Here is a 16,141-nt window from a genome sequence, read left to right on the forward strand (position 1 = left end):
ATATACAAAAAAACAATTAACTCTCGGGAGCTAAAACAATTTTCAATCCTTCCAATTCCGGAGCGAGTTGAATTTGACAACCGAGACGACTATTTGCTTTCACGTCGAATGCCTCTGCAAGCATGGCATCTTCGTCATCAGTCATCTCTGGTAGCTCGTGATCCGAATTTACATAACATTGACAAGAAGCGCACATCGCCATGCCGCCACATACTCCTATGGTTCCCTCAGGAGCTAACTCGTACGAACGAACCAGCTCCATTAAATTCATGGCCATATCAGTCGGAGCGAGGACACTGTGTACCTCTCCTTCTCTGTCTGTTATATGTACTGTTATGTCTAAACTCATTATTCTATTGCTTTAACTACCGCTTTCGGTGCTTCTTTTTTAGTTCCATCAAATCCAGTAACTCCTCCAACTGTGGTGTACTTCATCACGTACTTTTTATCTGGATGAATGCGTTGGTAAGCACTTTGACACATGAGTGTGGCCTCGTGGAACCCACAAAGGATTAGTTTTAATTTCCCTGGATACGTATTGACATCGCCGATGGCATAAATACCTGGAATGTTGGTTTGATAATCTAAGGAGTTGTTCACTTTAATCGCATTTTTCTCTATTTCCAAGCCCCAATTTGCAATAGGTCCTAGTTTCGGTGCTAAACCAAACAACGGAATAAAGTGATCCGTATCTACGATATACGGTTCTTCTCCTTTTTTACTCACTACCACGCCTGTCACGTGTTCTTTTCCTAAAATCCCTGTAACTTCTGCCGGAGTAATTAGATTTATTTTCCCTAAGTTTTTTAACTCCTGTACTTTCTCAACCGAGTCCAATGCTCCTCTAAACTCGTTTCTCCTGTGAATTAACGTCACTGATTTAGCTACATAACTCAAAAATATAGACCAGTCCAATGCCGAGTCACCTCCTCCTGCAATCACAACGTCTTTGTCTCGATAAAGTTCAGGTTCTTTAATGATGTACTCTACACCATTATCTTCAAAGTTTGCCAAGTTTTCAATTTGCGGTTTTCTCGGTTCAAAACTTCCTAATCCTCCCGCAATGGCTACAACGGGAGCGTGGTGTTTTGTTCCCTTATTCGTCGTGACAATAAAAGAACCATCGTCTTGCTTTTCGATAGTATCTGCGCGTTCTCCTAAGGTAAAACCGGGCTCGAACTGCTTTATTTGCTCCATGAGCCTATCGGTCAAATCACCGGCTAATATTTCTGGATAGGCAGGAATATCGTAAATTGGCTTCTTCGGGTAAATCTCTGAACACTGCCCACCTGGCTGTGCCAAGGCGTCAATAAGATGACAGCGCAACTTTAACAATCCTGCTTCAAATACGGTAAACAACCCTGTCGGTCCTGCTCCTATAATTAATATATCCGTCTTGATCATGCTTTCTAATTTTTAGCTAAACTCTCTGTAAGTTTATTTAGTGTTTGTACTTTTTTTGCAAAATTTCCTTGAATTGTATTTCTATACGTATTCAAATTTTGCACTAGTTTGTTAATATCTTCTGGCAAAATAGCTTCAAAAAACTGACGTAAACGCTTTGCCGTTGTTGGTGATTTCCCATTAGTTGAAATCGCTACTTTTACGTTTCCTTTAGTGACAATTCCTCCCATATAAAAATCGCAATACGGTGGATTATCCGCCACATTTACTAAGAGGTTTCGCTGTTTACAATCCCAGTATACTTCTTCGTTAACCTCAGGGATGTCGGTGGTAGCGATTACCAAATGTTTACCTTCTAGGAACTGCGCATCGTACGCCGCTTCTATCTGAACTACATTTGCCGAATTGGCCAAGGCTACCGTTGCTTCTCTATACATCGGAGCAACCATCGTGACTTTGGCATCCGGGCTTGATTTTAATAAAAAATGTAACTTTTCTTCGGCCACAAATCCACCACCGACAATTAAAACCTGAAGTTCGCTTGTCTTTAAAAATATGGGATACAAGTTGTTTCTTTCTTCTCTCATTACACGACTTCTTTTAAGGTTATTTCACGCTGAATTAATGCCAACTCTTGACGGTGACGCACAACTTCACCTAAGACAATAATGGCGGGATTACTCAGCTTATCTCGTTGTACTATCGCTTCCATGGTATCAACGGTGCCAATTCCGACTTTTTCGTGAATCGTTGTTCCGTTTTGTACGATGGCTACGGGTAAATTTCCTTTACCTTCCTTCTTAAACAACCTAAGAATCTCACTGAGTTTTCCCATCCCCATTAAAATTACTACAGTCGCATTTGACTTGGCTGCCAATCGAACATCTGCAGATAATTCGTGTTTTTTTGTCGTTCCTGTGATCACCCAAAAGCTCTCCGCACTACCTCGTTTGGTCAATGGAATGTTTTGATTTGCCGGTACTGCTAATGAAGACGATATTCCAGGCACCATTGCAACAGCTAAACCACGTGACGCAGCGTATTCCATTTCTTCAGCCCCTCTTCCAAAAATGAAAGGGTCTCCTCCTTTTAAACGCACAACATGTCCATGCGAATGACCTCTGGCAACAATCAACTCGTTAATTTGTTCTTGTTGATAACGATAACAGCCTCTGCGCTTCCCCACGAAAATTAATTCGGCATTGGGGTTCACATAGTCTAACAACGTCGGATTTACCAGTGCATCATACAAAACGACAGCTGCACTTTTTAAAGCGTTAATGGCTTTTAAGGTGATCAACTCCGGATCTCCCGGACCTGCACCTACAACGGTTAATTTCGGATCTATCTTCATGAGCCTTATCTTATTTATTGTTCTGCCAACACCAAGCTTCTATAAGCAGAAATCGTAGTAAAAAACGACTGTGCATCTAATAGATACTGCTTTGCAAATGCTGCTGTTGGTTCATTTTTATTAATTTGAAATACCAAATCGCTGAACGAATTTGGCAACACCACTTTTTTGGTGGCTACAAATACCTCATCAAAGCTCTTTACGATACTAGCTTGCGTATTGGTTTTAGCGCTTTCTCCAGTCAATAAAGCCTTCGCTGTATTAATCATTGCTGCATAAGCGTGGTAAATACTATCCGACCACAATCCTGCTTCTAAAGCTTCTTTGGCATTTCCTAACTTTTCTTCACTTTCAAAGAGCAAGGTGGCAACCAAATCGATAACCACTCCCGCACATTCTCCTACTCCAATGGCTTTCACGTACTTTTCGTTATGCCCCCAGTCAATATAGTCGTCTTCCGATAAGTTTGTGGTATCAGACAAATGCTTCAACAACTCGTAGAAATAGGTTTTACCACGTGATTCGTAATAAGTCAAAAAGTTATGTTCATCGCGATGTGCTTCAAAATCATCGAGTAAAATTCTCAAGGCATCGGGCCCTTTTTTACTAGGAATTTTAATCAACTTATCAGCAAATTTCCCGTTACCATTACCTAACACGCCACCACCTACTAGAACTTGTAAAGCAGGTGCTAGTAAATTTCCTACCTTAATTGACATTCCCTGGAAGCCAATATGCGCCATATTGTGCTGTCCGCAGGCATTCATACATCCACTAATCTTAATGGTGATGTCTTCATTTCCTACATACGCTGGGTATTCTGATTTCAATACACGCTCCAGTTCGGCAGCGATACCCGTGCTACTTGCGATACCTAAATTACAGGTATCGGTTCCTGGACAAGCTGTAATGTCAGCTGTACTATTATACCCAGGATCTGCAAAGCCTAACGCTGCTAACTCTTGATAGAAAAATGGCAATAAAGCCTCTCGTACATGACGAATCAGTATGTTTTGTCGCAGGGTAAAACGCAGCTCATTCGCAGCGTACTTCTTAATCAAGTCTGCCAACTTTCTCGCCTTATCAGTATAAAAATCACCCAGGTGTACTTTAATCCCTACAGCAAAAAGTCCGGCTTGCTTTTGCGCAATAACATTGGTATTTTTCCAAGTCTCAAATTGTTCTTGATCGGTAATTCGAACTTCAGGCACTTGAAGTTCCTCAAATTGAGGCTCCCCTTCAAAAGCGGTTGTATCAATCGGGTATGACTGATATGCCAAAGCCTTACGCTCCTGCTCTACTAAAGAAAGAAAAGCATCTAATCCGAGTCCTTTCACCAAAAATTTCAATCGCGCTTTGGCTCGTTTCGCACGTTCTCCATGACGGTCAAATACACGTAAGACTCCCTCAATAGTCGGAATGAGTAAATCCGTTTCTAGAAAATCGTACATGACATCTGCCTGACGAGGTTGTGACCCAAGCCCACCGGCTAACATCACCTTAAACCCTTTTAGCTGCTCACCATTAACCTCTTTCGTTTTTGCAATAAATCCTAGATCGTGGATAAAACTCAAGGCAGTATCTCCTTCTGTTGCTGAGAAAGACATTTTAAACTTTCGTCCCATCTCTTGACAAATTGGATTTCTCAAGAAAAACTGAAACGTCGCATGTGCATAAGGTGTCACATCAAATGCTTCTGCTGGGTCAATCCCTGCCGTTTCCGAGGCGGTCACATTTCTTACGGCATTTCCACAGGCTTCTCTCAAGGTGATATCGTCTTTTTCTAATTCAGCCCATAGCTCAGGAGTTCTGTCCAAACTCACGTGGTGAATTTGAATATCTTGACGCGTGGTTATATGCAGTCTTCCTCGTGAATACTCATCAGATACATTTGCTATTCTGTGCAATTGTTCACTGCTGACTCTTCCGTAGGGCAATTTGATTCTAATCATTTGAACCCCTAACTGACGTTGTCCATATACTCCTCGAGCTAAACGAAGACTTCGAAAACGCTCTTCGTCTACTTTCCCTTCTTTAAACAAACGTATTTTACGTTCTAATTCTAGTATATCTTTTTCTACGATGGGATTTTCTATTTCTGATCTAAAACTTTGCATGTCCTTGTTACTTAGTTCACTTTATCAAGTGTGTTGTTATTGATGTAATAGTTGTTGTTTGCTCAGTAATTCTTCTTCCGTTTCCACATTTTCTTCATCCGGAACACAGCAATCAACAGGGCAAACGGCTGCACATTGAGGTTCTTCGTGAAATCCTTTACACTCCGTACATTTATCAGGAACAATAAAATAGTACTCGTCTGAAATCGGTGCTTGCTCAGCATTCGCGTCTACCACAGTACCACTGGTCAAGGTAACTTCTCCTGCCAAACTCGTTCCTTCACTGTAATTCCAATCAACGGCTCCTTCATAAATGGCCGTGTTGGGACATTCTGGTTCACATGCACCACAGTTGATGCATTCATCGGTTATGATAATAGCCATGTTTATCTTTGTGTTACTGGTTATTGAATAAATCCTACCCCCGAAGTATTGTTGGTTTTAGGATCAATTAAAATAAAAGCACCATTGGCCTTATGCTGTTCATAAGCATCTACAGCCAGAGGTTTACTCACCTTTATCTGCACTTTTCCTATTTGGTTTAACTCCAATGCCGTTGGTGTTGGTGTCGCTCCTGAAAAATCGGTATGAATTACACTGTCCAAACTCGTTATTTTTGCTTGAGCATCCGTCACCCCGTGCTTGATATAAAATTTAGCTCCAGGTGTGAGGGCCGCTTTATCCATCCAACATACTGTAGCCTCAAAGGATTTTGTCACGGTCGGTGGGGTTTCGCTTTTCACCAACAAATCACCTCTACTGATATTGACATCGTCTTCCAAGGTGAGCGTAATGGAGCTCCCTTTACGTGCCCATTGGTATTCCTGATCGAAGAAATGAATGCTCTTTACTTTAGAGGTGGTTCCCGAAGGTAAAACAGATACCTCATCACCAACCTCTATATCACCTCCATATAACTTTCCTGCATAGGCTCTAAAATCGTGATACTCTTCAGTTTTTGGTCTGATTACCGTTTGTACAGGAAACCTCGCTACTCCAGCTTCTTCCTCCTTACTCGCAGCGGCTACCTCTTCTAAGTACTCCAACAAACTCGGACCATGATACCAATCAATTCGAGCCGATTTCTCGACCACATTATCTCCGTGCAATGCCGAAATTGGAATGAAGTGTAACTGTTGCTCACTAAAATTACTCTTAGCCGCCAAATAACTTATTTCTCCTTTTATCTGTTCAAACTTATCCTCTGAAAAATCAACGAGATCCATTTTATTGATAGCGATAATCACATTCGGAACGCGTAAGAGATTATTGATAAAGAAATGTCTATAGGTTTGTTCAACAACACCGTTTCGCGCATCTACCAAAACTATTGATGCGGCGGAATTCGATGCTCCTGTTACCATATTTCTCGTATACTCAATATGACCTGGAGTATCGGCAATGATAAAACTGGTCTTCGGTGTCGAAAAATAGATATGGGCCACATCAATTGTGATTCCCTGCTCACGTTCTGCAACTAGCCCATCTGTCGCCAAAGAAAAATCTAGATAATCAAATCCACGTTGTTTACTTTTCTCTCGTATGGCTTCTAATTTATCATCTGTTAATGATTGGGTATCGTATAAAATACGACCTATTAAAGTACTTTTCCCATCATCAACGCTCCCTGCTGTTGCTATTTTTAATACGTTCATTTTATTATTTTTAGGTCGTTGTAGTTTTTTTAAAAATATCCTTGTTGCTTTCGTTTCTCCATGGCTGCTTCGGATCGCTTATCATCAATACGAGCTCCGCGCTCAGAAATAGTAGACACTCTAATTTCTTGTACGATGGTATCGATATCCACGGCTTCTGACAGTACTGCTGCAGTACAGCTCATATCTCCCACCGTTCTGAAACGGACCATGCGTTCTTCTACCAATTCCTCATCTTCTCTGTACACTACTTCATCATTGGCTGACCAAATGAGACCATCACGAATAAACGTCGCTCTTTTGTGTGCGAAATAAATGGATGGTATTTCTATTTTTTCTTGTTGTATGTAGGTCCACACATCCAATTCTGTCCAATTTGAAATCGGAAAAACACGAACATTTTGTCCTAAATCGATGCGTCCATTTAACATATCGAACAATTCAGGTCGTTGGTTTTTCTCATCCCACTGTCCAAAATCGTCACGTACCGAAAAAATACGTTCTTTCGCACGCGCCTTTTCTTCATCTCTTCGGGCTCCTCCGATACACGCATCAAAGCCAAACTCTTCAATAGCATCTAGTAATGTTTCTGTTTGAAGAGCATTTCTACTTGCGTACTTTCCTGTTTCCTCCTTAACTTTTCCTGCATCAATATTGGTCTGTACTTCTCGTACGATAAGCTCTACGCCTAATTCTTTCACCAAGCGATCTCTAAACTCAATGGTTTCAGGAAAGTTATGCCCCGTATCAATGTGCATTAACGGAAACGGAATTTTAGCTGGATAGAAAGCCTTTTGTGCCAATCGCACTAAGGTGATGCTGTCTTTCCCACCTGAAAAGAGCAAGACGGGTTTTTCAAATTGCGCGGCTACCTCTCTTATAATAAAAATAGCCTCACTTTCTAATGCTCCTACTTGTATACTATTTGTATTCATAATTCTATTTTTTAAATATGTAAACCACATTCTCTATTACTCTCTACCTTCGTTGGATCAAAATATTTAAACTCATTGGGTAGCTTGTGTTCTTCTAAATAGGCGTCTAAAGCTTCGTCTGACCAATGGTAAAAAGGACTTACTTTTAGCACTCCATCCTTACTTACGGAAACGATATCAATGCTATCTCTAAACGCTGTTTGTCCTTTGCGTAAATTGGTAAACCAAACTTCTGGTTGGTATTGCTGCATTGCGCGTTGGAAAGGCTCTAACTTTACTTGCTTCGTAAACGCTTCGTGTTTAGGATCATCTACGGTAGGTAACCCCAAGACTGCATTTCTATGCGCAACCGTTTGTTTCGGTACAAACAAACGAATCGTCAGGCTCAATTTTTCAATGAGGTCCTCTGCATGTGCATAGGTTTGAGGTGTATTGTAACCTGTATCACACCAAATTACATCAATGCCAGGCTGCTGCTTTGTAACCAAATGCAAAATAGCTCCCTCGTAAGGGCGGAAATTTGTAGTGATTACTGATTTCTTATTCAAAGCTACAGCCCAGGCTACAATCGCTTCTGGTGTTTGATTTCTTAACTCGTTGTTTATCTGTTTTAAATCCATAATTTTTACACTTATTTTTTACCCCATTTAATCTTATTCCAAACGCGTTCATGAAAAAAGTACAAGAGCATTTTTGTTACCAACTCTACTGCTCCTATTGAAAAGGCAGTGGTCATTTGTCCTGTTATAATCCAAGAAATCAATACGGTATCGATGGTACCAACCACCCTCCAACTAATTGATTTCACGATGCTTCGTATCGGCTTTTCCGACTGCTTATCGCTATTAAAATCGGTTTTATTTTCTAGTATTTCGTCTACAATCATTTTTAAAACACCTTTACCCTATCGGAATAGTAGGTTTTAGAATTGGCAAATATAAAGACTCTTTTCAAATATGAAAGAACTATTTAGTAAATTAACAATTATGTAACATGTTTACACTAGGTCTGCTAGGGTTGTATTTCTCAAAACCTCCAGTGTATTGTCGCGAACTTGAATCATTAATTTGTGTACTGCACAGGCATCTTCGTCCGGGCAATCGTCACATTTCTCATAAAAATTCAAGCTTACACAAGGTACCATGGCTATGGGACCTTCTAGGGTACGGATAACTTCGGTCATTTTAATCGCTTCAGCGGACTTCAACAAATAATAACCGCCTCCTTTTCCCTTTTTGGCTCCGAGAACGCCAGCTTTTCGTAAGGTAAGTAATATGCTCTCTAAAAACTTATGTGAAATATTCTCTGATTCCGAAATGGTTGCAATTTGTACTTTGGTCCCTATTTCTTGTTTGGCAATGAATGTCAATGCCTTTATTCCGTATTTAGTTTTCTTAGAAAGCATATTACAAAAATACACTTTTTTTTATCCTAGCTATCGAGTGCTTGTTTTAAATCGTCAATGACATCTTCAACGTGCTCTAAACCAACAGAGCAACGCACGAGGCCGTCAGTAATCCCCACCTCTAAGCGATCGGCTTCACTCAACTTGCTATGTGTTGTGGACGCCGGATGGGTAACGATGGTTCTGGTATCTCCTAAATTTGCTGAAAGCGAACACATTTTGATATTGTTCAAAAACTTCCTTCCTGCATCAATCCCTCCTTTAATTTCGAAGGCGACGATACTTCCCCCAAAGCGCATTTGCTTTTTGGCGATATCGTAGGCTGGATGGCTTGGCAAAAACGGATATTTAACCTTCTTAACCGCCGGATGCCCTTCTAAATACTTCGCTACTGCGAGTGCATTTTGGCAGTGTTTCTCAACGCGTAGTGAAAGTGTTTCCAAACTCTTTGACAATACCCAAGCGTTAAAAGGAGACAAGGCAGGTCCGGTATTTCTGGCAAACAGGTAAATTTCTCGAATTAAATCGGCACGTCCTACCGTAACGCCACCTAGTACTCGTCCTTGTCCATCAATTAATTTAGTAGCCGAATGAATGACCAAATCTGCACCAAAATCAATGGGATTTTGCAGGTACGGCGTTGCAAAACAATTATCAATCACCAACAATAAATTGTGCTTCTTAGCCAGTTTTCCCAACAGTTCCAAGTCTAACACATCTACGGCCGGATTGGTAGGACTCTCTGCATAGAGAATTTTTGTATTCGGCTGAATTAGCTGCTCTAAGGTATCGAGTTCGTCTACTTTAAAGTAGCTGGTTTCAATATTCCACTTCGGGAAATACTTGGTAAACAAACTGTGGGTAGAACCGAACACCGATCGAGAAGACACAATGTGATCTCCGGCATTTAACAGCGCAGCAAAGGTCGAGAATACCGCTCCCATTCCGGTTGCAAAAGCATAACCTGCCTCCGCTTTTTCCATAGCGACAATTTTATTCACAAACTCCGTAGTATTGGGGTTTGAAAATCGGCTATACAAATTCTTATCTCGTTCCTCTGCAAAGGAAGCTCTCATATCTTCTGCATCTTGAAAGACAAAACTCGAAGTGAGGTACAACGGTGTTGCGTGTTCATCAAATTGGGTTCTCTCAGTTTGCGTGCGCACGGCTAAGGTTTCGAACTTATCACTCATCGTTACTATTTTTAATAGGTTTAGTTGTTGTTTATCAATCGTAAAATATCGCCAAATACTCCACGTGCGGTCACTTGTGCTCCTGCACCAGCTCCCTGAATCACAATAGGCTGGGTTCCATACGAATCGGTATATATTTCGAATATCGCATCCGATCCTTGTAAGCTTCCCAAGGGAGAGCTTTCCGGTACCGAAACTAAGGATACTTCCAGTTCGCCTTTGGCTTGTTGTAAATCACCGTACAGGTCGCCGATGTAGCGCAGCACATGCCCTGGTTGCTGCGCTTTCTTCAGTTGATCAAAACCGCTATTTAATACTTTTAGATTATCTAAAAACCCATCAACTGATATATCGGCTAAATCTTTTGGAATTAAATTTTCTATGCGTATATCACTAAATTCATTTTCTAAATCGAGTTCTCTGGCTAAAATCAAGAGTTTTCTGGCCACGTCGTTTCCGCTCAAATCTTCTCTAGGATCTGGTTCTGTATACCCTTTTTCGATGGCTGCTTCCAGCACTTCTGAAAAGGAAACATCTTCTTTTGAGAACCTGTTAAACAAGTAGCTCAACGAACCGGAAAACACGCCGCGTATACGGGTGATGTTTTCACCTGAATCGTGCAGTAACTTAATGGTATCAATCAGTGGCAATCCTGCTCCTACATTGGTTTCATATAAATACTGCTTTTTGTACTTATCCAACTGACCGCGTAAATTTTTATAAAAGTCGTACGAAACTGTATTGGCAATTTTGTTCGAGGATACCAAATCAAAACCAGCTTGTATCAATTGGAAATAGTTTTTTACAAACGACTCACTCGCTGTATTATCCACCGCAATTAAATTCTCTAAATGGTGTTCGCGAGCATACGAAATTACCTCTGCAACTCCAGACTCCACCGTTGGCGAGGCTGCTAACTGCTGTTCCCAATTTCCCGAAATTCCATTCTTATCAAGTACTACCTGCTTTGAATTTGCAATCGCTACAATAGACAGCTGCACCTTTCTTCTCTTTAATACTGTTTCGGTTTGGGCTAAAATCTGTTCTATAAGAGCGCCTCCCACCAGTCCTTTTCCAAAAATTGCGATGTTAATCTTTCTTGCTACACCAAATACCTGACCGTGAATTACATTCAAGGCTTTGGTCAGCTCTGCTTTGCGCACTACCATACATACGTTTTTCCCCGTTATGGTATTGTTAAACAACAACGGAACCACTTGATTCTTTATCAAGGCATTATAAGGCTGATGAAACTCACTTAAATCCTGCCCGATAATCGATATGACAGCTACATCTTCAAGGATGGAAACTTTGCTCACATCTTTGGTATACAGTTCGTGTTCGAACTCAAATTCCAATGCCTTTACTGCCTCCTCTGCTTGTTGCTTGTCAACTACTAAGCCGATTCCTCTTTCTGACGAACCCTGTGAAATAATACTCACACTAATTCCTCTATTACTCAAAGCCTTAAAAATACGGGCGTCAACTCCTACTTTTCCCAATAAGCCCCTTCCTTCAAAGTTCAATAAAGCCACTTGTTCGAGAACTGAGATTGATTTAATCCCTTTTGCATTGGATTTAGAGGTGATCAAAGTTCCTTTGTCTGCTGGGTTAAATGTATTTACGATACGAAGGTTGATGTTTTTCTCCAACAGCGGAATGATCGTTTTTGCATGTAAAATATTAGCACCAAAATTTGCCAGCTCATTGGCTTCAGAATAGCTCAACTCTTCAATCTTTTGAGCATCGGCAACGAGGTCAGGATTTGCTGTAAAAATACCGTCTACATGGGTGTAATTTTGAAGCTCTTCGGCATTTAAATAATTAGCGATCAACGACGCCGTATAATTACTTCCATTTCTTCCTAAGGTAGTGGTTTCATCTTCCAAAGTAGAAGCGATAAAACCTGAAATTACAGGAATTTTCTCCACGGCCTTAACTTCGAAAAATTGCTCCACATTTTGTTTTGAAACATCGAGTAATGGTTGTGCATTTCCAAAATTCCCATCCGTTTTTAACAGGTGTCTGGCATCTGTAGCTACAGCTGGAATTCCTTTTTGCTCCAACAATTCTGTCACCGTTTTTATGGATAACAATTCTCCTTGTGCTAGGATTTCATCCTTAATTTTTGACGAATAATCTCCTAAAAGTCCTACTCCTGCTAGCAATTGCTCTATTCTTCCGAACTCTTGGGTATAATCTAACAAAGGCGTTAATTTCGATTGCTCGTATTTAAAAGCCTCTAGCTGATCTTGATATATTTCGTTTTTTGCTGCTTTTTCAAGGAGTTGCTCAAGAATGTCTGTCGCATTCCCTCTTGCAGATACAATGACTGCAATTCGCTCTCCTCCATGAACTTTCTTTTCTATGATATCGACAACCTTTGCAACACCTTCATTCGAAAGTGACTTTCCTCCAAATTTTAATACTTTCATTTTTCGTGAATTTGACGTATCGTCAATTATTTTTGAAATGATTTTTTTTAATTGTTTGTACTCTATTAAAAACGCATCGTGTCCGTGAAGCGAATTAATTTCATTGTACGTAATATGTGGGTGTACTGCTGCTAAATCTCGTTGTGTTTCTCGATTCTCTTCTGCAGTAAAAAACAGGTCAGAATCCACACCTATAAGATGAATCTCTGCTTGGATAGACTCCAGTACTTCGCGCGAACTGCGCCCTCTCGTTACATCAATCGTTTTTAACAACTGATTCATCAATTTGTAAGAGGCTAACTGGTAACGCTCTTGTAATTTTTTTCCGTGATGCAAAAGCCAGCTCTCAACATTAAATACTGCTAGCTCCTCGTTGACCGAACGTTGGAACCTATTTTTAAAAGAGGCTGGTGTTCGATAGCAGAGCATGGCATGCATACGCGCATCGTGCACTGGTTCTTTTGAGTTGGTTAAAATTTGCTCTTGAATTTGACAGTTTGCGATGAGCCAATCTGTGGATTTCCAATCCGTTGCGATCGGAATCAAGTGTTGGGTAATTTTCGGTTGCAACACCGCCATTTCCCATGCAATACCTCCTCCTAAGGACCCACCTATCAGTGCGTACAACGACTCGATACCGAGGTGCTCCAAGCCTTTCAGAAAAATTTTTGCTATATCTCGAGCTACTAAATCTTTGTAGTTTTCGATGATAAAACCGTCATATCCATTACCTGGAATGTTAAAACAGAGTACAGAAAACCTTTCTGTATCAATAACCCCCTTCGGACACACCAAAGCACTCCACCAACCTGATGCTCCTGCCACCTCACTGTTTCCTGTCAAAGCATGATTGATCAGAACCACAGGAGCAGTACCCAAAGGCTTACCAAACAACTGATAACTTAACGGTAAATGATGGAATTGGGCACCGCTTTCTGCGGTATATTTGAGTAATTCAATACTGTGTAAATCTTGCTTTACTGCCATTACGAGACCTGTTTTTTAAACGAGTACTGTTTTTTTTAGTTCGCTGAACGCTGCTTTTAAATCAGATTTTAAATCTTCTAGATTTTCCAATCCAACCGAAAGACGTATCAAATCGGGTGTAACCCCAGTACTTTCTTGTGATGCCGTATCTAACTGTTGATGTGTTGTACTTGCCGGATGAATGATCAGTGATTTGGTATCTCCTATGTTTGCCAGTAGTGAAAAGAGTTTTGTTGTATTGGCAATGGTTTTCGCTGCCTCAAAACCTCCTTTTGCACCAAAGGTAACGATACCACTTTGTCCTTTTGGCAAATACTGATCGGCTAATTCTTTGTACGAGCTCGAAGCCAAGCCCGGATAATTCACCCACGCTACTTCTTCTTGCTGTTCCAACCAAGTTGCTAGTGCTAGCGCATTTTTACTGTGTTGTTGAATTCTTATATCTAACGTTTCCAGTCCTTGTAAAATATTAAAGGCATTGGTAGGGCTAAGTGCGCCTCCAAAATCTCGTAATCCTTCTAAAATTAATTTAAACGTAAACGCAGCTGCCCCCAACGTTTCGTGGTATACCAAACCGTGATACCCTTTTGAAGGCTCTGTAAATTCAGGAAAGTTCCCGTTAGACCAATCAAAATTCCCGGCATCAATAATTACCCCACCTAGAGAATTCCCTTGCCCTCCAATATATTTCGTCAGTGAATGAATTACGATATTAGCGCCGTGTTCTATCGGGTTTAACAAGGCTGGAGTGGCAACGGTATTATCTACTATAAAAGGAATTCCTGCTGTTTTGGCTACGGCAGCTATGGCTTTCAAGTCCAACACGTCTAGCTTCGGGTTTCCGAGTGATTCTACGAAAACAGCTCTCGTATTTGCTTGCACCGCCTTCTCAAAATTCTCTGGATCACTTGGATCGACAAAAGTGGTAGTTATCCCCAAACGAGGTAAGGTTACATTGAGCAAGTTATACGTACCTCCGTACAGGCTACTCGAAGCAACAATATGATCGCCGCTTTTTAGTAACGTGAGCAAGCCCGTTGCGATGGCCGCTGTCCCTGAGGCGAATACTACCGCTCCGACCCCTCCTTCTAAAGCCGCCAGCCTGTCTTGTAAGATTTGATTCGTCGGATTGTTCAATCGGGTATAGATAAACCCTAGTTCTTTTAACGAAAATAAATTTGCCGCATGATCTGCGTTGTCAAAAACATACGAAGTTGTTTGATAAATTGGAACGGCTCTTGTTCCACTTGTACTTGTTACGTCATGTCCTGCGTGCAACGCTTGGGTTGCGAATTGTTGTGTACTCATTTTTCTTGTTTTTTGAGTTAATTAAAAATTAAACCAAAAGCCAAAACACACCCTAAGGTGTTGCTTACTAGAAAAATGTTATTAAGAAATTACATAGAGTTCCCTGTAGAATAAAAAGGAAACTTCTTGTGTTATCTATCCTAATTGTCTGTGACAACTGGTAGAATTTAGCACCTTCTTTGCATTGCGCAAAGGGTTGCTAAGGCTTCAAAGGGTCTAATCCCTCCACCTTTCTTGATAACATCGTCAATAAGTGTTTGAACTTTTACGAGTACAAAGATTTCAAAATAAAAAATTAAAATCCAAACATTATTTTATTTTTTTTCAAAATGTTTCCTTGAGTCCTTGCTATTTCACGAATTTAAAACGCAACTCAACAGGCAAGTGATCAGAGGCTTGACCAAATTCTTTAAGTACTTTACCCTCCACTTCAAGCAAGGTTTTTTCTGTAAAGAAAATATAATCTAATCGCTCAAAAGGCTTCGCTGTATCAAAAGTTAAATCGTAATTATCTTTTGAAAAAGCAGCATTTCCTATCCCCGGAGCATCAAATAATTCTTGAACTACTGGATCGGTATATTTCGGATCACTATTGAAATCACCCAATAAAATTGTTGGATAGGAAGCGCTGTATTTTTTAAATTCCTTCATTACTGCTGCTAACTGAATTGCACGTGTTTTTTTATCGAAAGCCTCTAAATGGACATTCAACAAAACCACATCGCGATTCTCTATCGTCACTTTTACCACTTGTAACAAACGTTCCAAATAAAAAGCATCTCTATAAAATGGGCTATCCTCGACGCGAGGCAATACGATGCGTTCATAATCTTTAAGAGGATACTTACTCAAAATCGACTGACCTGAAACCACTTTTCCAAAATGCATGCTCGGTGGCCAATAGGGAAATGGCAAATAACGTTCGTCCCAATTTACTCCTTTCGCAATGTATTTATACCCGAGTTTTTCAATAGCCTCTTCTTGGTTTACTTGATGCGATCGTTCAGCATCGTAATCGATTTCTTGCAGGGCGATAATATCTGGATTCACTTTTTCCAATGCTCCTAAAACTCGTTTTAAATGCGTGTCAAATAAAGATTTTGGTTTTTCTACAGCTTTGTTGTTCGTCATCCCACTCAAATAGCCAATATTATAGGTAACAATACTGTAAACCGAATCGGTATCGACAGCTGTTTCAAACGAATTTTGGCGCAAACTAGCATAGGATGCACTATCGAGTGTGGACGAAGATGCCCAATAAAAAAACACTGTTGAAATCAATAATAACATCACGAGAAGACCGACTAAATAAGATAAAAAACGTTTCATTGGAAACTTGTATTAGATT

The 16,141-nt window shown here is 40.5% G+C and carries 15 protein-coding genes and 1 riboswitch; all 15 genes read right to left on the minus strand.

From position 1 onward, the window contains the following. Positions 1 to 16: 16 nt before the first annotated feature. Positions 17 to 349 (minus strand): 2Fe-2S iron-sulfur cluster-binding family protein, encoded by a 333-nt coding sequence (locus tag ACXAG7_RS15815; RefSeq protein WP_408042828.1) that lies wholly within the window; start codon positions 347 to 349, stop codon positions 17 to 19. Next, positions 349 to 1,404 (minus strand): NAD(P)/FAD-dependent oxidoreductase, encoded by a 1,056-nt coding sequence (locus ACXAG7_RS15820; protein WP_476667420.1) that lies wholly within the window; start codon positions 1,402 to 1,404, stop codon positions 349 to 351. The genes ACXAG7_RS15815 and ACXAG7_RS15820 overlap by 1 nt, the downstream gene beginning before the upstream one ends. A gap of 5 nt (positions 1,405 to 1,409) precedes the next feature. Continuing rightward, positions 1,410 to 1,991: a precorrin-2 dehydrogenase/sirohydrochlorin ferrochelatase family protein gene (locus ACXAG7_RS15825; protein ID WP_408042826.1), complete on the minus strand. Its 582-nt coding sequence runs from the start codon at positions 1,989 to 1,991 to the stop codon at positions 1,410 to 1,412. Continuing rightward, positions 1,991 to 2,758: a uroporphyrinogen-III C-methyltransferase gene (cobA, locus tag ACXAG7_RS15830; protein ID WP_476667421.1), complete on the minus strand. Its 768-nt coding sequence runs from the start codon at positions 2,756 to 2,758 to the stop codon at positions 1,991 to 1,993. Before cobA ends, ACXAG7_RS15825 begins: the two co-directional genes overlap by 1 nt. Before the next feature lie 14 nt (positions 2,759 to 2,772). Then, entirely contained in the window at positions 2,773 to 4,875 is a 2,103-nt protein-coding gene (locus tag ACXAG7_RS15835; protein ID WP_476667422.1) for a HEPN domain-containing protein, read from the minus strand. Between the two features lie 36 nt (positions 4,876 to 4,911). After that, positions 4,912 to 5,259 carry a 4Fe-4S dicluster domain-containing protein gene (locus ACXAG7_RS15840; RefSeq protein ID WP_408042823.1) on the minus strand — a complete coding sequence of 116 codons (348 nt, stop codon included), beginning with the start codon at positions 5,257 to 5,259 and terminating at the stop codon, positions 4,912 to 4,914. A gap of 20 nt (positions 5,260 to 5,279) precedes the next feature. Next, complete coding sequence (locus tag ACXAG7_RS15845) at positions 5,280 to 6,530, minus strand: sulfate adenylyltransferase subunit 1 (RefSeq protein WP_476667423.1); 1,251 nt, start codon at positions 6,528 to 6,530, stop codon at positions 5,280 to 5,282. Positions 6,531 to 6,559: 29 nt separating this feature from the next. Next, positions 6,560 to 7,465, minus strand: coding sequence for a sulfate adenylyltransferase subunit CysD (cysD, locus tag ACXAG7_RS15850; protein ID WP_408042821.1), 906 nt, complete (start codon positions 7,463 to 7,465; stop codon positions 6,560 to 6,562). Positions 7,466 to 7,476: 11 nt separating this feature from the next. Beyond that, the gene (locus ACXAG7_RS15855; protein ID WP_408042820.1) at positions 7,477 to 8,085 is read right to left on the minus strand and encodes a phosphoadenosine phosphosulfate reductase domain-containing protein; all 609 of its coding nucleotides are present in this window, start codon (positions 8,083 to 8,085) and stop codon (positions 7,477 to 7,479) included. Positions 8,086 to 8,096: 11 nt separating this feature from the next. Continuing rightward, positions 8,097 to 8,351 (minus strand): DUF2061 domain-containing protein, encoded by a 255-nt coding sequence (locus ACXAG7_RS15860; protein WP_408042819.1) that lies wholly within the window; start codon positions 8,349 to 8,351, stop codon positions 8,097 to 8,099. A gap of 111 nt (positions 8,352 to 8,462) precedes the next feature. Next, entirely contained in the window at positions 8,463 to 8,870 is a 408-nt protein-coding gene (locus ACXAG7_RS15865) for an RrF2 family transcriptional regulator (protein WP_408042818.1), read from the minus strand. 26 nt (positions 8,871 to 8,896) lie between these two features. Further along, on the minus strand, positions 8,897 to 10,063 hold the full coding sequence (locus ACXAG7_RS15870) for a trans-sulfuration enzyme family protein (RefSeq protein WP_476667424.1): 1,167 nt from the start codon (positions 10,061 to 10,063) through the stop codon (positions 8,897 to 8,899). 20 nt (positions 10,064 to 10,083) lie between these two features. Continuing rightward, positions 10,084 to 13,485, minus strand: a complete 3,402-nt coding sequence (gene thrA, locus ACXAG7_RS15875) for a bifunctional aspartate kinase/homoserine dehydrogenase I (RefSeq protein WP_476667425.1) — start codon at positions 13,483 to 13,485, stop codon at positions 10,084 to 10,086. Positions 13,486 to 13,500: 15 nt separating this feature from the next. Further along, positions 13,501 to 14,793: an O-acetylhomoserine aminocarboxypropyltransferase/cysteine synthase family protein gene (locus ACXAG7_RS15880; RefSeq protein ID WP_476667426.1), complete on the minus strand. Its 1,293-nt coding sequence runs from the start codon at positions 14,791 to 14,793 to the stop codon at positions 13,501 to 13,503. A gap of 128 nt (positions 14,794 to 14,921) precedes the next feature. Continuing rightward, positions 14,922 to 15,037: riboswitch (SAM riboswitch) on the minus strand. Positions 15,038 to 15,141: 104 nt separating this feature from the next. Then, positions 15,142 to 16,122 carry an endonuclease/exonuclease/phosphatase family protein gene (locus ACXAG7_RS15885; RefSeq protein ID WP_408042814.1) on the minus strand — a complete coding sequence of 327 codons (981 nt, stop codon included), beginning with the start codon at positions 16,120 to 16,122 and terminating at the stop codon, positions 15,142 to 15,144. Positions 16,123 to 16,141: the final 19 nt, after the last annotated feature.

It is taken from the genome of Tenacibaculum sp. AWR4_210 (assembly GCF_056160945.1).